Here is a 21,343-nt window from a genome sequence, read left to right as displayed (position 1 = left end):
TGAATTGAGTTGCAAAAAATTAGGAGGGTGCACTTTACAGCACTCCCCTCCTAAAGCTTATGCTATAGATAAAAATTAAATTCCCACAATGGTAAAGCCCACCCTTCGGTTCTGGGCCCGCCCATCGGCAGTTCTGTTGCTGGCCTTGGGTTTGGTAAAACCATATCCTTTAGATACAACCCTGTCGGGCGATACTCCATTATTTCGAACATAATCGGCAACAGACCTTGCCCTCTCTTCCGAAATACGCTGATTGACCTCTGCAGAGCCTACATTATCGGTGTGCCCTCCAATCTCAACCCTAACATTTGGATACTCATTCAGGAATTCGATTAGGGCGCTAAGCGACCTGAACGATTCGGGCTTAAGGCTTGCCCTACCCGTTTCGAAGTAGATATTCTCAATATCAACCGACTGCCCCACCTCAATTGGCGTAACATAGAAATTACGAGTAATCTTGGTCATTGGAGCTGCGCTGGTAAGATCAACAGGTTCGAATCGGTTGTAAAAATTCATTACGCTGGGCGTTAGGTCGTAGTTATATCCAATGGGCAATCTGAGTGTATAGCTGGCGTTAGCCTCATCGTACACAAAGGCTGGCGTTTCCACTCCATTAACCCTGAACTTAACATGATATCCAGCCTCGAGCTGTTTGCCCGTTTTGGTGTTGATAATTTTTCCGCTTAGGGTCACCATGTTGGCATCAAGCCTCTCGGCATATAAGTTCTGTGGAATGGAGGCAAATCTAGTGTACGATGTAAGGTCGATAGGGTTTTCGATAACTCTATAATCCTTGGCCTGCACCCCAACCACATAGTTCGTACCATAGGGCAGGCGTAGTGTGTAATCGCCGGTAACCGGATCAATAGAAACGGTATCGACAACCTGGCCATTAATTATAATCTTTGGATCGGCCTCGTAGGTAATAGGTGTTAGCGAGTTGTTATCTAACACTTTACCACGCAGTTCAACCCAAGGATGAGGAGTTACAAGCAGGGTAACTTCATGCTCAACAAACGATAGCTCCTCGGTTACGTCAACCACTACAGCCGATGAGGAGAAGTTTTTAACATCGGCCTTAAAGGTATAGGCCTCGCCAAGGGGCAAAAGGGCCTGGAATGAGCTTGAGAACTGATCGAATACTATGGAGTCGGATGGCAAGCCATTGATTAGCACCTTGGGATTGTGGCTAGTTGAGATGACCTCCTGGGTATGCGAATCAACAATTTTACCCTTAACCTGAACAAACGGTATGGACGAGAAGTAAAGATTAAGCTTCGTCTCGGAGTACTCCCTAACATCGGTTAGATCCATACTGGCCGATATTCCATTCCACCCCTCCATTACAGGCTGAATTGAATAGGCCTGCCCCAATGGGAGCAACATCTCATACGATGCAGAGCCACGATCGAGATTTAAACCATCAAACTCTTCGCCGTTAATTAAAACATTATAATCCTTATCGGACATCATGAGGGTTTGATCGGCCTGATTAAGCACTAAACCCGACACCTTAAGGAACGGGCGCTCTTCGAAAATTTTAACTCTAAATATATCCGACTTGCCAAAGGAATTGGTAATGGAGCTGTAGTATGCCCAGCTCTCGTTGGCATTCATCTTAAAATATGCCTCCCAGTTCGATGTATTAATTGTATCGGTAACTGCTGCTGGAGTGCTCCAACGCCTAAACTCATTATCCACCCGGTCGGCATAGTAAATATTGTTGTTCCCACGACCTGCCGTATAATCGGCCGAGAAATAAATTCTGTTCTTATCGTTGCTTAGGTAAGGCGACTCGATGGTGCGAGGATCCATGGCGTTGTTTGCACCACCACTCACCGATTTAGGTCGAGAGTATACGTTATCCTTCTTCCTATGCGATACGTACATCGAAAGCCTTCGGCTATTGGGATAGGTTGAGAAGGTGATGAAAAGCAACTCTCCATCGGGGGTCATATAGGCCGACACGGTTCTCCCCTTGTTCAATCGGGTAAAGGCTTTCACCTTAATTTTCTTTGGGGTGCTCCACTCGTTCTCACCGATCTGCTCAATAATTGAAAATCCACGCGTGATCCATTGCTTGCCCGACCTATTGAATCGGCCAAGTATAAGGTACGACTTGCCATCGTCGAGGGCCGAGAGTATAGCGTTGTACTGACCAACATTGACCTTGTTTGGCAGCCGAGACGCTTTGCCCCAAGTGCCATCGTCTTGCATCCGCGAGAACCAGATATCCTGGCTTCCGCTTACTCCGTACCTATTCTCGGGGTGGTTAACCCTGCTAAAGAAAAGCGTTTGCCCATCCCATGACAACACGGGATTAATCTCGGAATACTCGCTATTGATATTCTTTCCAAGATTCTCAGGCTCAAACGATGTTTGTGCTTGAACCAAGCTCAATGAGGCTAGCAGGACAATCGCCGAAATGGTTTTTAAAAATATTCTATTCATGGCAACGAATAATCATATTTGAATTCATCAATTACTTATAGGGCAACCCTTGTGGGGTTTTAACCCTACCAAACACCATATTAACGCCAACGCGCAGGTTCACATTGGTAAATGTTAGCGGATCGACCAGGGGAGCGTAAAGGTTATCGGCTAACAGATAGAATTGGAATGGCCCAGGTTTTACCATCAAACCGAAACCTATGTTCGACAGGGTACGCTGATTCATAGAAGCTGATAACGCAACGTTAAATACTCTACCTAGCCCCTGCGTAATTCCAACGGTGAATGCAGGGTACAACCTTCGGTTAACCACTGCATATAGATTAACTCCAACATGGGTTCGTTGAGCCAGCTGATACGAAGCCGAAAGGTAGAACTTAGGGTGAAGCCATGTACGGTATGAGAACCCAAAATCCTCTTGAGTATCGAAGTTGCTTACAAAATCTTTGATTAGAGTGTCGCTCGAAACTTCGTTACCAGCCAGCGCCTCAGACAGAAGATCGAGTCCCTTAAACTCATACTGGCCGTTTATACTAAAGGACTTGGTGCTATCTCGCCATGATATAAATCCCAAATCGCTAAAAGCAAAGGTAAAGGTGGTTCGTGAATCGTACTTATACGAAACTGCTCCGCTAAGCGCAAATCCAGGATTACGGAAACGGGTGAGGTAGTTTGCCGCATAATTATCCTCTAAAAAATTCCTAAAATCAGCAAAGCTGCCAATGCTAATATCTTCAGAGGTTTTAAACAAATCAATATTGATATTGGTTAACGAATCGCCTGGTATGCCAGAAGTTTTTAGGGTGGCATTGGAGTTAACACCCAAGGCGTACATATCGTCCTCAATTGATACCTCAAGCCTTTGAGGCTTAAAAAATACATTGGTTAACCCATGCAGCAGGCTTACCCTTCCGCCAAAGGTCCACCTCCCCCAATCGGTTGATGCACCAAGAGTATGCTCACGGTATAGCGAACCATTGACACCAAGGGGAGTTAAATCCATATTGCTCTCGTCAGGTTGCGCATTACCTGCAATTAAAAGGCTGATCATTGACTTGGGGTAGAATAAGGCCACCTCGTGGTTTTGCCTAATGCCATACCATACATCCCAGTTTTGGATCCTTAGCTTGAGGTGAAACAAGTCCAAATCGGCATTGGCAAAAAGCATATTCCGGTTGCGTAGCTGACCGTCGAGTTTATCGGGAATAATCCGCAGTGTGTTACCCTCAATCTTTAAGAATGAGTGGGGAACAAACCCGTTATGGATCATTTGGAATTGGATAGACGACAGAGCCGGCAAGCCAATACTTACCGAATGTTCTGTCTTTACTGCAGGATTAAGGTAGGTATTTTGGAACACATTGCCCATAAATGGGAATGTAAGTTCCGACTGGGCCTTAGCCCCTATCCCTCCTGCTAACAATAGAATTACAACAGCTATTCTTTTCACAATCTATGCTTAAAATGTTATAGAATCGGTAGCCAAATCAAAAAACGGATTAAACCCCTGGAGATATCTCCAGGTCGAATTTAATGGATATCTGTATACCCAACTTCTGCGATGCTTTAAAAAGCACTTCTCGCTGCTCGTTTGTTCCTGTATCGAGGTGTAGTAGCAGCCTTAGCTTATCGGCCTTAGCAATCCGACTGTACTTATCCTTTGAAAGCTTAACGCTGGTTAGTTTCTCCGAAGCCTCTGTAGGATTACCCTGGCCATCGACATTTGGACTTAGGATAATATTTTCGGCCATAACATTGTTAAATAGTGAGTCGACAACATTACCCTGCTCGCTAAACGCAACCTGTAGCCCAAAAGTCAAAGGAATTTCGTTGGTGGTCTTCATTAGCAACTCCACGGTGTAGTCAAACTCCTCAATATTTATGGCAATGTCAGAGTCTGAATCGGATACAAATATGCTATCGATATCAGGAAATGAGAAATCGAACATTTCATATTCAAAGGTCAATCCTTCAATACTTCCCTCGAGGGGAATCTCGATGTCGAAATTCATCTTGAGGGAACTGGTGTCTAGCACAAAGAAGTTATGCAGGTCGTCGAAAGTACCGAGGTAGTCGCCTAGCTGATACTTTCCTTTTACCGACACTTTGCTTGGGGCAAAGGGTAACACCTCATCTAGGTTAGAGTTTTCGCCACTAAGCACATACGACTGCTCTACCCAAGGCTGCGTTTGTGTGGCCACGGGTAAGTAGTTCTTTTTGGCTTCACCTATAAGGAAAGTGTTATCGGGAGGGTTTGGCACGTTCTCAAGAAATAGCTCGTTATTCTGCTTGGCAAATATAAACTCACTAATCTCAATCGAACCGGGTGCGCCATATGATGTACCAATACCAAGTTTTAAGGTTGGATTAGACAGGTAAAGTTTCCCATCGGCAATCAGCGAAAAGGCATCCAGCTCAATCTCTTGTGCGGGCAGATCAATACCCTGGCGAATAAGCCCTGTGAATCGTTTAAAGTCAATTGAAGAAAAGTTAACATTGGTTGTGAGCTGGCCTATAGTTGCCCCGGTGGACTGAACCTCTATGGCATAGAAAAATGTATTGTACATCATACTGCCAGGCGAGTCTGGGTCTTCGCCACTTAGGGTTAGCACTGCATCTGTAAGATCCAGTGAGTGTACGGATCGATAGGGGTTGGCACTCCAGTCGGGAACAAACTCTACACTATCGGGGTTTTGTGGGTTGGAAAGTGAGCGAAGCACCAGCCTAACATCTACATCATCACCCAAGTAATCTCTTTCAAATTCAACAACGAGTGTGCCCGCCTTAAGCTCAATCGATTTAATTTCCGATTCGTTCTCGATGGTTGTGTAATCGGGATAGTAAAACTCATATGAACTAGCACTTGGCAAAATGGGCAACACGCTTGTAAAGTTCTTATCGGGCACCCTAAAGGCATTCACATCAACATCAAAACCCATGCTTTGCGAAAACTTTAAGAATATTAGGTCGTCGCGAACCTCAACAAAATCAGATGAATCAACGGCGCCAAGCAGATCAGCAATCGAAATGGATGAGTTAATCAAAGGGAACCCAAATGAGGGTGAAATGGGCTCAACGGTAACCTTATCAATATTCTCAAAATCGTTGAGATAACACCCCCCTAGTAAGGATACAACTATTGCAGTTGCAATAATGGATTTATACTTTTTCACTGTACTTAAATATTATATTCAACACTCAAAATAGCAGCAACCAAACCAATGCCAAGCCATGCGTGAACTGAAAAGGGTTTGAAGTTAGTGCATCTCTTCTCTTTTCAAATATATTGTAAAATTGATGCTTTAACAAATATATGGATAATAGGAAAGAGATATTAGTTCGCTGTAGCTTTTTTTTCGCCAATCACCACACAGAATCAGCTATTCATCAAAACCTTGCCAACACTATGTACAAAGTTAAGTATTTTTGTGCCTACAGCTCTTTGAAAAATTACTCTTTGCTAAAAATTTTATTAGAGTAGCTTATCACTCGAATATGTTAATGATTTAACGGTTTACCCTATACATTAATGTTTTTTTTTATATATTTAGCATTGAATAGACATATCTGTTTCTTATTGCTTGGCATCTTCAAAAATCAGTAATGCAGTGCTTTAGAATTGCTTATTGATTTTTAGTTTTAAAATAATACTAAACCAACAAGGCATGAACCTAGCCAATCGACTTTTAGCGTTACTTTCAATATCACCTAAAAACATTCAGGAGAAGGAGCAGTTAAGCAAAGTGCAGCTGGTTAGCATTACCAGCAGCATTACATCCGTATTCTTTCTTGTCCTATCGGTTGTTCTTTTCATAACAGCGAAACCCACTCAAGGACTTACAATGCTTGGCACAACCATAATTCTCGTTGTCATCCAAATTTTTACTGCTAAGAACATACTGGTCAATGAGCTGAGGCAAGGTTTTGTTATTACATCGGGGTTTGCCCTACTGTTTTTGCTTGTTACCATAGAAAATACAGCTATAGGCATTCTTAGTTTCAGTGTTCTTCCCTTGATTACCGTTGGTGTCCTTGGACATAGTAAAGGAGGACTTTTCTCGTCATTCTTTGGGGTTCTTTATCTGGCAACCCTTTTCATCCCATTTAGCTTTTTGCCTGGTTTAGCCGAACTCCCTATCAACCTTAAAATAATTGGCTCTACCATATACCTATTGTCCCTAATTCACATCACTCTAATTGATTTTATTAGGGTTAATATACACAACCAGCTTGAGAAACAACTCCTCGATCAAGAGAGCACGCTCAAACTCAAAGAGGATTTCATCTCTAACCTATCGCATCAAATTCGCACACCGCTAAACAACATAATGGTTGTTGCAAACATCCTAGAAAACATCTCAAACGACGAGAAGCAAAAGGATTTAATTGATACTATTCACGCATCAACCAACAACTTGGTTAACGTGGTGAACAGTATGGTTGAGATCTCAAATGTTGATATTAAGGAACGGGGGAGCATAAACATCAACTTCAACCTATACAGCACCATCAATAGCACCATCAAGCTATTCTCAACCCAAAATTCTAACCAAACAGCTTTTTCTCTTAAAATTGACGACTCGATCCCTCAAAGCCTAATCGGCGACCCCGTTAGGATTAAGCAAATTTTTCTCAACCTAATTGAGAGTATCCTAAAGAACAGAAGCAGTAGCAAAGCTAATGTTACCATAAAGGTAAGCAAGATCAGGGAGGTTAAAGACAGCATAGAGCTTAGCGTTGAGGTGAGTAGCAACAAGCCAATCCTTCTTCCGCTCAACGAGGGGCACAACCTGTTTATAACCAACGAATCGACGTTAACCTCAGCAAGCACGCAGATGTATATCGACCTGCTTGAACTCTCCATTACACAAAAGCTTATCGAAAGTAACGGTGGAAAGCTGCAAATTGCCCTGAGTGCTGAAGATGCAGCATTCTCATTCCCTTACACGCTTAATGTAACTACTAGCGACACAGAAGTTGTTACGCCAAAACCTAAGCCTGCAGCCACGCATGAGTCTGACCTAAGTATGGACGCGCCAATTTCCAAAGCGGTTGAACTTGAAAATGCGAATGTTTTACTTGTTGAAGACAACCTAATAAACCAAAAGATTGTTGTGCTTAGCCTCAAGAAGCTGGTTAAGAATATCGACATCGCCAACAATGGTAAGGAAGCGTTGGACAAGTTTGGGACAAGCCGCTTCGACATTATCCTCATGGACATACAGATGCCCATTATGAATGGGATAGTGGCAACCAAAAAGATAAGGGAAATTGAGGCCAGCTCCAACTCGCATACCCCAATCATTGCCATTACGGCCAATGCTTTGCTGGGCGACAAGGAGGAGTGTCTAGCAGCCGGAATGGACGACTACATCAGCAAGCCATTCCAAATTGAGGTGCTTATTCAGAAGATGAAAAATCTACTTAAGTAGGAGCGGAAAGTTGCACTCCGCAACGCCTAACACGTAACGTTCCACAACTTGTAAATCGGGAGCCACATGGGAACCTGAAAAGCCTACTAAATCTTTGTATCCTATCATTCGAGCGTAATGATTGGTGTAAGCGGCGGCAACAGGAAGGTAAGACCAATGCCACCTCTCCATTTCGTAACCAGTGCGGTTGGTATTCTCTTTGCTTGTGTAAACTTGACAGAAGCCAAATCGTCCAGCATTCTCCAATAACCAGGTGTATTCCTTGAGCCCTCGGCCACGCTCAAAATAGGCATTACTCAAACTATTTATGTCGATATCGGTACCCCAATGGTGGCGAGAGGTGCCCGGCATTGCGCTATACCTCAGTATATCTGTTGCCTTTTGAATATCAGGTTGATTGTCTTTTGATAATGCCCATTTATGTTCCCAAATTCTTTTTTGATACTCAAACGATCTTGCACCCGAAAGTATTTTCAGATCCACTCCATCGGCCGCAGCTGCATTGTGCATATCAACAAATGCATTGTATGTATTCCGCTCTAGATAAATTGATCGGTAGGCATACTTTGGGTCTACCCTAACAAAGTTGGAGTCGTGAGCATAATCGACATTACCCAACAGCACATTTCTCAAGTATACCGTATCGATGTTTGTTGTAGGCAATACTAGTGAGTAATTTGTAACAGGAGGATGATGGCATATGCCAAAGCATATTACAAGGCATACCACAAGCATAAGTTTTACGAGTTGATTAAGGAGCTTTGAAGCAGTATTCATTTCACAAAGAAGCACAATTGATTAAAGGCTAGCTATTTGAGGTCAGGCTTAATCCCGATAATTAGTATATCGTCTACCTGCTCAAGTTTTCCCCTCCATTCGTTAATGCTACCCAGCAAGTATTTTCGCTGAATATCGAGCGGATACTTATGGATATTTAGCAATAGGTGGCGGAAACGACGAAACTTGTATTTTTTCCCTTCGGGGCCGCCAAACTGATCAACATAGCCATCGGTAAACAGATAAATCATATCCTCGGGCTGAATAGGTATAAGATGGCTGTTAAACAAAGGCTTATCCAGATCGCCACCCGTTCCAACCGAAAAACGATCGCCCTTAACCTCAATAATCTTACTATCGCGAATAAGGTATAGGTTGCTAAAGGCACCGGCAAACTGCATAACGCTTTGCTCCTTATCAATAACGCAGAACGAAACGTCCATCCCATCCTTAACCGTTACGTAATCGTCCCCCCCTTTTGAAAAGGTATCATGCACACCCTTGTCGAGGCGATTTAAAATTTCGGCTGCATCGTTTATGCCCAGTACGTTGGTAATATTTCTGAGGAGTTCAACCCCAATGATCGACATGAAGGCACCCGGCACGCCATGGCCAGTGCAGTCTATAGCGGCAACAAAAATTTTATTTTCTGTTTCATTAATCCAGTAGAAATCGCCACTTACAATATCCTTTGGCATATAGAGGATGAACGATTCGGGTAGTATTTGCCTAAAATGGTTCTCGGTAGGGATAAGCGCCTCTTGGATTCGCTTGGCATAATTAATGCTATCGGTAATGCTTTTGTTTTGAATTATAAGCGCCTCCTTCTGTTTTTCTACCTCCGACATGGTGTGTTCTCTTTCGCGAAGCAACCTGCTGGTTTTCCTCAAGTTTCTTGTCCTAGATCTTAAGAAAAGTATTATTGAAAACACAAATAGTACGCCATATAACCAAAGCATAGATCGTGACTTCCAGAAATCGGTTTTCACCACAATTCGCAACGACACGCCTTCGTTGTTCCATACATTATCGCAGTTGGCCCCTTTCACTCTAAAAATATAAGTCCCCTCTCTCAAGTTCGAAAAAGTGGCCGAACGCTTTGTTCCTAAGTTAATCCACTCGTCCTCTAGCCCTTCGAGCTTATACATAAATGTATTTTTGTGTGGCTGGGTAAATTCGAGAGCAGAGAACTCAATGTTGATCAGCGAGAAGTCTTGTCTTATAACTATTTCATCTTTCCCGCTAACTGATACCTCATACTGCCCATGGGAACCAATAAACTCAATAGAGGTTATGGCTATGGGCGGTATACAGGTATTCGGAATTATTGAGTCGGGGTGAAAAGAGTTAAATCCTCGGATACCACCAAAAAAAAGTTCCCCTGTAGATGATTTATGGCTTGCCCCCACATTAAACTCGAAGCTTTGCAGTCCATCGCTAACAGAGTAGGATGTAATCTGACCTGTGTCTGGATTTAACATGGCAATTCCCCAGTTGGTACTAACCCAAATATTACCCTGATCGTCTTCCTCAATGGCATAAATTAAGTTGTTGGGTAATCCATCCGATTCGGTATAAAGGTCGAAATGTTTGCTGTGCTTGTTAAACTTGTGCAGCCCCGATGGTGTACCAACCCACAAGTAGCCCCTGGAGTCGCGCTTAAGCGATACGATATCGTTCGATATAAGGCCTCCGGCCTTATACTCGTCCTCCCTTCGAAATTGCTTTATGGATAAGGTGTTCAAATCCAACCTGTTTAACCCGTTAAATGTGCCTACCCATAGATCATCCCCATCTACCTCAATGCAATGAATTTCGCTTGAGGAAAGCGAGAGAGAATCAGAAGGCGTATGGTAAAAACTCTGTAAAGATTCATAGTCAAAGCGATGCAATCCAAGGCGGGTTGCAATCCAAAGATTACCTTTACCATCCTCCTTGAGGGCATACACCCTATTCTCAGTAAAAACATTATCGGTATCGACCTGATGTAGCTCGAAAAAATCTACAAAGGTTTTGCTTCGGGGTTGATACTGCTGAATTCCATTCCTAGTACCAATCAGTATGGTGCCGCTCTCAAGTTGCTGGATTACATGCACAAAATCGTTGACAATGGTATACGGGAATCCCTTGCCTCGGGTGTAATGCGATGTAACTCGGTTTGTTCTGGGGTTAAATATATGCAACCCAGTTCCCCAGGTGCCCACCCATATTGAATTACCATCATCAAACAGAGATGCAATGGTATTGTTGGCAAACAGGTTCTCTCCGTTCTGATCCTTGGAATAGTTTTGAAACTTTTGGTTTTTGGTGTCCCACTTTACTAGACCCGCCTGAGTTCCAACCCAAATAATTTGGGAGTTATCCTCAACTATTGAATTCACAATAGAGGAGTATAGCTCTTGCCCATTGGCATACTTCACAAAGGATGTGAGTTCACCTGTCCTCGGGTTAAAACTATCCAACCCATACTCAGTGCCAATGAGGAGAAGGCCTTTACTATTAACGTAAAGCACATTCACGTTAACCCCCTGCCTGTTGGCCGTTTTCAAATACCTAGCAAACCCACCCCTTTGGGGCAAGTACAGGTTGAGCCCATCCGATGTTCCAATCCACAAGTTATTGTCACTATCCTCAACTATGCTGGTAACCCGATTACTGCTTAATGAGTACGCGTCCTGTGGGTTGTGGTAATATCTCTTAAAATCTCCATTATTCCGATCAAACAGCAGTAATCCATCCTTCGTGCCTACCCAAAACCTATTTTGGCTATCCTCAAAAATGGAAAAATCATTCACATCGGAGTAATAGGTAAAAAGATCAGAATAGTGTGGGTACCGAACAAAGGAGTTAGTGGTGGGGTCAAATTTATCGAGCGCATCCAAGGTTTTAATCCACATAGCACCTTGCCTATCCTTGAATACTTCAAAAACTCTATCGCCACTAAGGCTTTTCGGGTCGTTGGGGTAGTGATAATAGTTTACAAAAGACTCGTCTCTCCTATTGAAAACGCTTAGCCCTCGCCACGTGCCAACCCACAGGTTTCCCTCATTATCCTCACAAATAGACAAGATACTATTATTACTAAGCGAGTTGTCATTCAGCGGGTTATTCCTATAGGCTTTAAATGTGTACCCATCGTACCTGTTCAGGCCATCCTGGGTTCCAATCCAAAGGAATCCATAGGAATCGAGCAGAAGGCTGGTTACATTGGACTTCGATAAACCACTCTCAATATTAAAAGTTTCAACCTGGATTACCCTTTCTCCAGATATAGTTGCAACAGGAAGCAACACGACTATAATCGTGGCCAACAAAATCTTGTATAGCAGTCTTTTTGTCATTAAAACAAATGGCTTACCAATAAAGATACTAAAGTATTTCTGTATTGCATCATTCCTTGTTGCATATTGAGAAATCAAGTAGAAGTAAACTTAACGAAAGATCGGCTAACCAAATAGATCCAATTTCGGATATCGCTATGGGGCACAAGTACGCTAAGTGTCATCAAGGGTTTAGTTGTTATTTCGTGTGAAGATACAAAAAATGGGCTCATCCCCATAAGGAGTGAGCCCATTTTTTAGGTGATATGGATTACTTCAAAAACTTGAAGCTTTTACCGAGGTAACGAGCCGATGATCCTAGCATCTCCTCAATTCGAAGCAGCTGGTTGTACTTTGCAATCCTGTCGGAGCGAGAGGCTGAACCCGTTTTAATTTGGCCAGTATTCAAGGCTACAGCAAGGTGTGCAATGGTAGTGTCTTCTGTCTCACCAGAGCGATGGCTAATAACCGAAGTCATTGAGTTAACGTCGGCAAGGCGCACTGCGTTGATGGTTTCGGTTAGCGTACCAATTTGGTTAACCTTTATCAGAATACTGTTGGCAGATTGCTCATCAATTCCACGCTGGAGGCGCTTAACATTGGTAACAAACAGGTCATCGCCCACAATCTGTATCTTATTGCCAAGGGTTTTGTTCATCAGTTTCCAACCTTCCCAGTCATCTTCACCCATTCCATCCTCAATTGAAACGATGGGGTACTTCGTAACCCAATCCTTCCAGTAGTCAACCATTTGGGCAGAAGTTAGCTTGTCACCAGTTGATTTGTGCAGGTGATATACCTTTTCCTCGGGTAGGTAGTACTCCGACGAAGCGGGGTCGAGCGCAAGGTAAATATCCTCGCCGGGGCGGTAACCTGCATTCTCAATAGCTTGGAGAATAACAGTGATTGCCTCCTCGTTCGACTTAAGGTTTGGCGCAAAGCCACCCTCATCACCAACGTTGGTTGAATAGCCCTGCTTTTTCAAGACGGCTTTTAGGTGATGAAAAACCTCGGCTCCCATACGAAGCCCCTCAGAGAATGAAGGTGCTCCAAAGGGCATAATCATGAACTCCTGAAAGTCGATGCTGTTGTCGGCGTGTGAACCACCGTTTAGGATATTCATCATTGGTACGGGCAGGGTGCATGCGTTAACACCTCCAATATAGCGGAATAAAGGTTGCTGAGTAACCTGCGCAGCGGCATGGGCTACAGCCATTGAAACGCCAAGAATTGCGTTGGCACCTAGGTTAGCCTTATTATCAGAACCATCAAGTTTAATAAGCGTTTCGTCAATTTGCTGCTGCTCTAGCACGTGCATACCCACTATTTCTTCAGCGATTGTAGTGTTTACATTTTCAACTGCTCTCAGTACGCTTTTGCCAAGGTATCTGCTACTATCGCCATCCCGAAGTTCAACCGCCTCATGAACACCTGTTGATGCACCGCTGGGAACAGCGGCTCTACCGAAGTAACCGCTTTCAGTTAGCACGTCCACCTCTACGGTGGGGTTTCCTCTCGAATCGAGGATTTGCCTTGCATGTACATTTACAATTTGTCCCATATCATTTACATTTTAAAGTTAAAAAAACTCCGATAAAATTAGTTAAAAAAAGGGATTTAGCAGCGAAGCCAATCCCTTTTAGAATCTCTACGTGAGAGAATTACTACTTGGTATCCTCTTGTGCGTTTTCTTCTTCAGCGTCTTTGGCTGTATCCTCAGCCTTGGGCTCCTCTACCTGTGCCTCAGCTTTAGGCTCTTCATTTACTTCTTTAACAGCGGTATCCTCCTTTTTGGCAGTAGCCTTGGGCTCATCAGCCGATTTTGCTTTACCTCTTCGTGTGCGTTTTGCAACTGTTTTATCAGCCTTTTGCTCAGAAGCATAGGTTGTGTTGTAATCAACTAGTTCAATGATACACATCTCAGCATTATCTCCCAAACGAGTTCCAGTCTTTAAAATCCTAGTATATCCACCTGGCCTTTCGGCTACTTTTACAGATATCTCACGGAACAGTTCGGTTACTGCATACTTATCCTTAAGAAATGCAAATACAGTTCTGCGTGAATGAGTGGTATCACTCTTACTCTTTGTAATAATGGGCTCAACGTAAGTTCTAAGAGCTTTTGCCTTGGCTACGGTGGTCTTAATACGCTTGTGCTTAATTAATGACACGGCCATATTAGCAAGCATTGCCTTACGGTGAGATGCTGTACGTCCTAGATGATTTCCTTTTTTATTGTGTCTCATCGCAATTATTCCTTGTCAAGTTTGTACTTTGAAATATCCATGCCGAAAGATAGGTTCATCGCATCGAGCAGATCTTCGAGCTCGGTGAGCGATTTCTTACCGAAGTTCCTAAATTTCAGCAGATCGTTTTTGTTGAATCTTACCAAGTCGCCTAGGGTATCCACATCGGCTGCCTTGAGGCAGTTTAGGGCTCGAACCGACAGATCCAAATCAACTAGCTTGGTTTTAAGGAGCTGGCGCATATGCAATACTTCCTCATCAAACTCATCGTTGGCAAACTTGTCGTCTGCATCCAGCGTGATTTTCTCATCGGAGAAAAGCATGAAGTGATAAATAAGTATTTTAGCGGCCTCCTTAAGGGCATCCTTTGGATGTATGCTTCCATCGGTCTGGATTTCGAACACCAACTTCTCGTAGTCAGTTTTTTGCTCAACCCTATAGTTTTCAACATCAAACTTTACGTTCTTAATGGGAGTGTGAATGGAGTCGATGGGTATAACACCAAACTCAGCATCCTCCTCTTTATTTTCCTCGGCTGGGATATAACCCCTACCCTTGCGGATGGTCACTTGAATCTCAAGTTTCACATCGGGCTCCATCCTGCAAATTACAAAGTCGGGGTTAAGCACCTTAAAGCCGGTGAGAAAGTTCGATAGGAATCCAGCCTTAAACTCGTTTTGACCAGAAATAGATATGGTAACCTTCTCGTCTTCTACATCCTCAACAATGCGCTTTAACCTGATTTGTTTTAGGTTAAGGATTATTTCAGGAACATCTTCTATCACTCCAGGTATAACGGAAAACTCGTGGTCTACACCAGAAATCTTGATGGATGTGATGGCGAATCCCTCGAGTGACGAAAGAAGTATTCGTCTAAGGGAATTCCCTACAGTTATTCCATAGCCTGGCTCTAGAGGACGAAACTCAAACCTACCTAGAGTATCGGTAGATTCAAGCATAATTACCTTATCGGGTTTTTGAAATGCCAGAATTGCCATTCGGTTTAGTTTTTACTTGGAGTATAGTTCAACAATTAGCTGTTCCTTAATATTCTCAGGAATATCCGAACGCTCGGGATTGCTCATAAATTTACCAACGAGCTGATCACCATCCCACTCAAGCCATGAGTACTTTGATGAACGGTTGGTAGTTAACGATTCTGTTACTACTTCGAGTGATTTTGATTTCTCACGAACACCAACTAAATCGCCAGGCTTAAGAGAGTACGAGGGGATGTTAACCACCTTGCCATTCACTGTGATGTGCCTATGCGAAACTAGCTGACGAGCTCCTGCACGGGTTGGGGCGATTCCTAAACGGTACACCACATTATCGAGCCTAGACTCAAGTAGCTGAAGGAGAATTTCACCAGTTACACCAGGCATATTCGATGCCTTTTTGAAGGTGTTGGCAAATTGCTTCTCTAGCACACCGTAGGTGAATTTAGCTTTTTGCTTTTCTTGAAGCTGAACGCCGTATTCGGATACTTTCTTACGTTTCTTGTTGATGCCATGCATTCCAGGGGGGTAGTTCTTCTTTTCAAGAACTTTATCTGGCCCAAAAATGGGTTCCCCAAATTTTCTTGCAATCTTAGTGGTTGGTCCAGTATATCTTGCCATTCCTCAATAGTTTTAAAATTCTATATTACTACCAAAATTATTATACTCTGCGCCTTTTGGGAGGACGACAACCGTTATGTGGTAGTGGAGTAACATCAACTATTTCAGTTACCTCAATTCCAGCGGAGTGAATGGTACGAATAGCAGACTCACGGCCTGAGCCAGGTCCTTTAACGTACACCTTCACCTTGCGAAGTCCTAAATCGTAAGCCACTTTGGCGCAATCGCCAGCTGCGGTTTGCGCTGCGTAAGGGGTGTTCTTTTTAGAACCCCTAAATCCCATTTTACCAGCCGATGACCAAGAAATAACTTGTCCCGTGCTGTTGGTAAGGGTAACAATGATATTGTTGAACGAGGAGTGAACGTGTGCCTGTCCTACTGCTTCAACCTTAACAATTCTTTTCTTAGCTGATCCTGTTTTCTTTGCCATAACCTATGATCTATTTAGTCGCTTTCTTCTTGTTGGCAACGGTTTTCTTTCTTCCCTTGCGGGTTCTAGCGTTGTTCTTGGTGCTTTGACCTCTAACAGGTAAACCGATACGGTGGCGAATACCGCGGTAGCAACCAATGTCCATTAACCGTTTAATATTAAGCTGAACCATTGAACGCAGCTCACCTTCCACTTTATACTTCTCGTTAAGTATTGCGCGGATACTGTTTATGTTATCATCTGTCCAATCCTTTACATGGGCATTGGCATCAACGCCTGCGCTCTCAAGGATTTTGCGTGCACTGCTTCGCCCAATACCATAGATATAGGTTAGCGCTACTTCGCCTCGCTTGTTTTTGGGTAAATCAACACCTACTATACGTGCCATATTATCTCCTTAAAAAAATTAGGGTACAAAGTTAATAAATTATCCTTGGCGTTGTTTAAACTTCGGATTTTTTTTGTTAATCACGTACAAACGCCCTTTACGCTTAACGATTTTGCAATCGTCGCTGCGTTTTTTAACTGAAGCTCTTACTTTCATCGCAATTACTTATTATCGGTTAAAATTACTTATACCGGAACGTTATGCGCCCCTTCGATAAATCGTAGGGTGACATCTCAACCTTAACCTTATCGCCCGGTAGAATTTTGATGTAATGCATACGCATTTTACCCGAGATATGGGCAGTAATTACGTGTCCATTATCTAACTCTACCCGAAACATTGCGTTCGATAGGGCTTCTATAATTGTTCCGTCTTTCTCTATGGCAGGTTGTTTGGCCATAATTCAATTTAAGTTTGTTATAACTTGTAAACTTCCTCTATGTATTTAAAGGTTGAGAGCACTTGAGGCTCTCCCTTGCGAATTACTACTGTAAGCTCGTAATGGGCCGAGGGCTTATGGTCGTATGTCTTTATGGTCCAGCCATCGTCCTCCTGATAGATATGCTTGGTGCCAATGTTCACCATGGGCTCAATACAAATTACCATACCTTCAACTAGCTTTGAACCGCGCCCTCTGCTACCGTAGTTCGGCACCTCAGGCTTCTCGTGCATATTTCGACCTAATCCATGGCCAACGAGCTCACGAACAACTGAGAATCCATTATTCTCAGCATGCATCTGAACGGCACTTGAAATGTCTCCAATTCGGTTTCCATGAATTGCTTCATTGATGCCCTTGAAGAGGCTTTGCTCGGTTACTTGCAGCAACTTCTTAACTTCGGCTGATACCTCTCCTACAGCAAATGTGTAGGCTGAATCTCCATAAAAGCCTTGGTACTTCGTACCACAATCTACCGAAACAATATCGCCATCCTTAAGCTCCGCATTGGATGGAATTCCATGCACCACGGCATCGTTAACTGAGGTGCATAGGGTATTAGGAAAACCGTTATACCCTAGGAATCCGGGTTCTGCTCCGTGATCACGGATAAATTCCTCTGCCACCTTATCGAGAGCCAAGGTAGTAACCCCAGGTTTAACCTGTTTGGCTACCTCTGCTAATGTTAGCGAAACCAAGTCGGCATTAATCCGTAGCAGCTCAATTTCCTCTTCCGTTCTAGTAATTGCCATTCTGTAAAGAACGTTTACAACAGGTTCTACATCCCTGATTTACCTTTTATTCTACCGGTTTTCATCAAACCATCGTAATGGCGCATAAGCAAGTGGCTTTCAACTTGCTGAAGGGTATCAAGCACAACGCCCACCATGATGAGCAGTGATGTCCCTCCGAAGAACTGAGCCATCTGATTGTTAACACCAAGAATCATTGCAAAGGCAGGAAGAATTGCGATTAGGGCAAGGAATATGGAACCTGGCAGCGTAATTTTCGACATGATAGAGTCGAGGAATTCAACTGTTTTCTTTCCAGGCTTTACTCCAGGTATAAACCCGCCATTCTTCTTCATATCCTCTGCCATTTGGTTCGGATTAATGGTAACAGCAGTATAAAAGTAAGTGAAAGCAATGATTAGCAGGGCAAACGTGAAATTGTACCAAAACCCGGTAAAATCTGAAAAAGCAGCCGCTATACCAGTTGTGGTTTCAGTGTCGAAGCTTGCCAACATCATTGGAAGAAACATTAGGGCTTGTGCAAAAATGATAGGCATTACCCCAGCCGAGTTAACTTTTAGGGGGATATACTGCCTTACTCCACCATACTGCTTGTTGCCCACAATACGCTTGGCGTACTGAACGGGAATCTTTCTTGTTCCTTGTACCAGTAAAATAGAGAACATGAATACGATAAACAGGATGATCATTTCCACCAAGAACATTACAAGACCTCCAGCCATCTCTTCGGAACGCTGGAAAAACTCAGCCACCAAGGCGAAAGGAAGCCTAGCGATAATACCAACCATAATTATCAACGAGATACCATTCCCTATTCCTTTGTCAGTAATCTTTTCACCAAGCCACATGACGAACATAGTACCAGCAATAAGAATAATAGTTGAGGAGATGGTAAAATAAACACCTTTAAGTGCAAATGCTGAAGCGGGAAGCTGCGCGTGTAGGTTAGCCAAATAGGTAGGCGCTTGAAGAACCAAAATGATTACAGTTAGGTAACGTGTAATTTGGTTAATTTTACGACGACCACTCTCCCCTTCTTTCTGCAAACGCTGAAAGTAAGGAATGGCTATACCCAGCAGCTGTACAACGATTGATGCCGAGATGTATGGCATAATCCCCAAGGCAAATATTGATGCCCTGCTGAATGATCCACCTGAGAACATATCGAGCAGCCCCATAATGCCATCGGCAGTTTGGTTTTGCAATGCGCCTAATTGGGCAGGATCAATTCCTGGAAGCACAACATAACTTCCCAAACGATAAATTAATAATATCCCAAGAGTATAGAGGATTCGATTTCTCAGATCCTCTATCTTAAAGATATTTTTTAAAGTTTCAAAAAAAGATTTCATCAAGTTATAGTTTTACGGCTGTTCCTTGCACTGCTTCAATTGCCTCAACGGCTTTCTTAGAGAAAGCGTGAGCTTTCACCTCAAGCTTAGAGGTTAGGGTTCCGTTACCCAAGATCTTTACTAGGTCTTTTTTGGCAATCAGACCTGCTTCGATAAGGGTTTGAACATCGATTGAAGTAATATTGTGCTTGTCGGCCAGTGTTTGTAAAACATCAATATTGATTGCTTTATACTCTTTGCGGAACGGATTTTTGAAACCAAATTTGGGCAAACGACGCTGTAGTGGCATCTGTCCACCTTCAAATCCAATCTTTTTGGAGTAACCCGAGCGCGACTTGGCGCCCTTGTGCCCCCTTGTTGAGGTGCCGCCGTGGCCAGATCCGGTTCCACGCCCAATGCGTTTTTCCTTGTGGGTTGCTCCTTTGGCGGGCTTTAGATTATGCAATTCCATATCTTATAACCATTATTAGGTTTCTAAATCACTATTGTTCTACTCGAACAAGGTGTTTAACTTTTTCAATCATCCCAAGTGTTTCAGGGGTGCCTTCGCGTTCAACGCTGTGGTTGATCCTTCGTAGTCCAAGCGACTCAAGGCATGCCTTCTGACGCTTCGACGAGCCAATCTTGCTCTTAATCTGTGTGATTTTTACTTTTGCCATAACTCCGAAATCTAACCGTTAAACACTTTATTCAAATCAACTCCACGAACAGCAGCAACGGCATAGGCATCACGCATCTCAAGCAATGCGGCTACAGTAGCTTTCACCAAGTTGTGGGGGTTTGATGATCCTTTGGACTTGGCAAGTACGTCGGTTACCCCAACGCTCTCTAGCACTGCCCTCATCGCACCACCTGCTACAACTCCTGTACCGTGTGATGCTGGCTTCATGAATACGCGAGCGCCACCATACTTAGCCGATTGCTCATGAGGAATGGTGCCCTTGAAGATAGGAACTTTAACTAGGTTCTTCTTGGCATCCTCAATCCCTTTGGAGATAGCTGAGGTCACCTCACCAGCTTTTCCTAGCCCAAAACCTACGATACCATTCTCGTCTCCAACCACCACGATGGCAGAGAAGCTGAAGGTTCTACCCCCCTTGGTAACCTTGGTTACGCGCTGTATTGAAACCAACCTATCTTTTAGCTCAAGGTCAGCAGTCTTTACTTTACGAATACTTGTATTTGTTGACATCGCTTCTTAGAATTTAAGACCTCCTTCTCTTGCAGCATCGGCCAACGCTTTAACGCGGCCATGGTAAAGGTATCCGTTGCGATCGAACACAACAGCGCTAACACCCTTTTCGATGGCTTTCTCTGCGGCCAGTTTGCCTACAAGGCGGGCTTGTTCGGTTTTTGTAATGTTTGCTTTTTCAGCAATTTCTTTCACTCGTGAGGAAGCAGAGGCTAGGGTAACGCCGTTGACGTCGTCGATAACCTGCACGCTAATCTGCTTATTGCTCCGATAAACGGACATCCTGGGTTTTTCAGGAGTACCGTGGACACGCTTACGTATCCTCATCTTTATTTTGAGCCTTCTCTCTTGTTTCTTTAGAGCCATACTACATTAACTATTAACAGGTTATACACTAGCTGACTTACCAGACTTCTTGCGTACCACTTCACCCACAAAGCGAATACCTTTGCCTTTGTATGGTTCGGGCTTACGTAACGAACGGATCTTGGCAGCTACAACACCTAAAAGTTGCTTGTCGGCACTCTTTAGGGTTATAATTGGGTTGCTTCTACGCTCCGACTTGGTCTCAACAGAAACCTCCTTGGGGAGCATAAAATGAATATCGTGTGAGAATCCAAGGCTAAGCTCGAGTACTTGCCCCTTTGCCTCAGCCTTAAAGCCAACCCCAACCAGCTCTTGCTGTACGGACCAACCTTCCGATACACCTACCACCATATTGTTGATCAACGAACGGTACAGGCCGTGCATTGAGCGGTGGCGTTTCTGATCGGTTGGCCTAGTTAGGGTAACTGTGTCTCCCTCCACATTAACGGTGATATCAGGGTCAATGGCCTGACTCAGCTCGCCTAGAGGGCCTTTCACGCTCACCACATTGTCGGAGCCAACGCTTAGCGTTACTCCCTTGGGTAAGTTTACAGGTTTTTTTCCAATCCTAGACATTTC

At 43.6% G+C, this 21,343-nt stretch carries 21 protein-coding genes; 1 reads left to right on the top strand and 20 read right to left on the bottom strand.

Going from position 1 to position 21,343, the window contains the following annotated elements:
• Positions 1-75 precede the first annotated feature (75 nt).
• The 3 genes from G8O23_RS06550 to G8O23_RS06540 are packed head-to-tail and all read right to left on the bottom strand — an operon-like array spanning position 76 to position 5,624.
• On the bottom strand, positions 76-2,451 hold the full coding sequence (locus G8O23_RS06550) for an OmpA family protein (RefSeq protein WP_166362995.1): 2,376 nt from the start codon (positions 2,449-2,451) through the stop codon (positions 76-78).
• 31 nt (positions 2,452-2,482) lie between these two features.
• Positions 2,483-3,901, bottom strand: a complete 1,419-nt coding sequence (locus tag G8O23_RS06545) for a DUF5723 family protein (protein ID WP_166362993.1) — start codon at positions 3,899-3,901, stop codon at positions 2,483-2,485.
• 49 nt (positions 3,902-3,950) lie between these two features.
• Positions 3,951-5,624: a hypothetical protein gene (locus tag G8O23_RS06540; protein WP_166362991.1), complete on the bottom strand. Its 1,674-nt coding sequence runs from the start codon at positions 5,622-5,624 to the stop codon at positions 3,951-3,953.
• A 492-nt stretch (positions 5,625-6,116) separates the two neighbouring features.
• Between G8O23_RS06540 and G8O23_RS06535 the strand changes: the two genes are divergently transcribed.
• Positions 6,117-7,883 carry an ATP-binding response regulator gene (locus tag G8O23_RS06535; RefSeq protein WP_166362989.1) on the top strand — a complete coding sequence of 589 codons (1,767 nt, stop codon included), beginning with the start codon at positions 6,117-6,119 and terminating at the stop codon, positions 7,881-7,883.
• On the opposite strand, the gene G8O23_RS06530 is transcribed toward G8O23_RS06535, so the two are convergent.
• From G8O23_RS06530 to rplF, 17 genes are all read right to left on the bottom strand, one after another.
• Positions 7,872-8,660, bottom strand: a complete 789-nt coding sequence (locus G8O23_RS06530; protein WP_166362987.1) for a M15 family metallopeptidase — start codon at positions 8,658-8,660, stop codon at positions 7,872-7,874. The genes G8O23_RS06535 and G8O23_RS06530 overlap by 12 nt on opposite strands.
• Before the next feature lie 32 nt (positions 8,661-8,692).
• Positions 8,693-12,001 carry a ligand-binding sensor domain-containing protein gene (locus tag G8O23_RS06525; protein WP_166362985.1) on the bottom strand — a complete coding sequence of 1,103 codons (3,309 nt, stop codon included), beginning with the start codon at positions 11,999-12,001 and terminating at the stop codon, positions 8,693-8,695.
• Positions 12,002-12,251: 250 nt separating this feature from the next.
• Positions 12,252-13,541: a phosphopyruvate hydratase gene (gene eno, locus G8O23_RS06520; RefSeq protein ID WP_166362983.1), complete on the bottom strand. Its 1,290-nt coding sequence runs from the start codon at positions 13,539-13,541 to the stop codon at positions 12,252-12,254.
• A gap of 103 nt (positions 13,542-13,644) precedes the next feature.
• Entirely contained in the window at positions 13,645-14,226 is a 582-nt protein-coding gene (rplQ, locus tag G8O23_RS06515) for a 50S ribosomal protein L17 (RefSeq protein ID WP_166362981.1), read from the bottom strand.
• Between the two features lie 5 nt (positions 14,227-14,231).
• Positions 14,232-15,224 (bottom strand): DNA-directed RNA polymerase subunit alpha, encoded by a 993-nt coding sequence (locus G8O23_RS06510; RefSeq protein WP_166362979.1) that lies wholly within the window; start codon positions 15,222-15,224, stop codon positions 14,232-14,234.
• A gap of 12 nt (positions 15,225-15,236) precedes the next feature.
• A complete protein-coding gene (gene rpsD, locus G8O23_RS06505; protein ID WP_166362977.1) occupies positions 15,237-15,845 on the bottom strand; it encodes a 30S ribosomal protein S4 in 609 nt (202 codons plus the stop codon).
• 40 nt (positions 15,846-15,885) lie between these two features.
• Positions 15,886-16,275, bottom strand: a complete 390-nt coding sequence (gene rpsK, locus G8O23_RS06500) for a 30S ribosomal protein S11 (RefSeq protein ID WP_166362975.1) — start codon at positions 16,273-16,275, stop codon at positions 15,886-15,888.
• Positions 16,276-16,285: 10 nt separating this feature from the next.
• The gene (gene rpsM, locus G8O23_RS06495) at positions 16,286-16,663 is read right to left on the bottom strand and encodes a 30S ribosomal protein S13 (RefSeq protein ID WP_166362973.1); all 378 of its coding nucleotides are present in this window, start codon (positions 16,661-16,663) and stop codon (positions 16,286-16,288) included.
• A gap of 39 nt (positions 16,664-16,702) precedes the next feature.
• Positions 16,703-16,819: a type B 50S ribosomal protein L36 gene (gene ykgO / locus G8O23_RS06490; RefSeq protein WP_166362971.1), complete on the bottom strand. Its 117-nt coding sequence runs from the start codon at positions 16,817-16,819 to the stop codon at positions 16,703-16,705.
• Between the two features lie 25 nt (positions 16,820-16,844).
• Positions 16,845-17,063, bottom strand: coding sequence for a translation initiation factor IF-1 (gene infA / locus G8O23_RS06485; RefSeq protein ID WP_166362969.1), 219 nt, complete (start codon positions 17,061-17,063; stop codon positions 16,845-16,847).
• Positions 17,064-17,080: 17 nt separating this feature from the next.
• Positions 17,081-17,854, bottom strand: coding sequence for a type I methionyl aminopeptidase (gene map / locus G8O23_RS06480; RefSeq protein ID WP_166362967.1), 774 nt, complete (start codon positions 17,852-17,854; stop codon positions 17,081-17,083).
• Positions 17,855-17,880: 26 nt separating this feature from the next.
• The gene (gene secY / locus G8O23_RS06475; RefSeq protein WP_166362965.1) at positions 17,881-19,206 is read right to left on the bottom strand and encodes a preprotein translocase subunit SecY; all 1,326 of its coding nucleotides are present in this window, start codon (positions 19,204-19,206) and stop codon (positions 17,881-17,883) included.
• A gap of 4 nt (positions 19,207-19,210) precedes the next feature.
• Positions 19,211-19,657: a 50S ribosomal protein L15 gene (gene rplO, locus G8O23_RS06470; RefSeq protein ID WP_166362963.1), complete on the bottom strand. Its 447-nt coding sequence runs from the start codon at positions 19,655-19,657 to the stop codon at positions 19,211-19,213.
• A 31-nt stretch (positions 19,658-19,688) separates the two neighbouring features.
• The gene (gene rpmD, locus G8O23_RS06465) at positions 19,689-19,865 is read right to left on the bottom strand and encodes a 50S ribosomal protein L30 (RefSeq protein WP_166362961.1); all 177 of its coding nucleotides are present in this window, start codon (positions 19,863-19,865) and stop codon (positions 19,689-19,691) included.
• 11 nt (positions 19,866-19,876) lie between these two features.
• A complete protein-coding gene (gene rpsE, locus G8O23_RS06460; RefSeq protein ID WP_166362959.1) occupies positions 19,877-20,398 on the bottom strand; it encodes a 30S ribosomal protein S5 in 522 nt (173 codons plus the stop codon).
• 6 nt (positions 20,399-20,404) lie between these two features.
• Complete coding sequence (gene rplR, locus G8O23_RS06455) at positions 20,405-20,764, bottom strand: 50S ribosomal protein L18 (protein WP_166362957.1); 360 nt, start codon at positions 20,762-20,764, stop codon at positions 20,405-20,407.
• 21 nt (positions 20,765-20,785) lie between these two features.
• Positions 20,786-21,340 (bottom strand): 50S ribosomal protein L6, encoded by a 555-nt coding sequence (gene rplF, locus G8O23_RS06450; RefSeq protein ID WP_166362955.1) that lies wholly within the window; start codon positions 21,338-21,340, stop codon positions 20,786-20,788.
• Between the last annotated feature and the right edge of the window lie 3 nt (positions 21,341-21,343).

The sequence above is a fragment of the Perlabentimonas gracilis genome, from assembly GCF_011174675.1.
Classification (GTDB): domain Bacteria; phylum Bacteroidota; class Bacteroidia; order Bacteroidales; family Tenuifilaceae; genus Perlabentimonas; species Perlabentimonas gracilis.
This window is presented reverse-complemented; position numbering and strand designations above follow the sequence as displayed.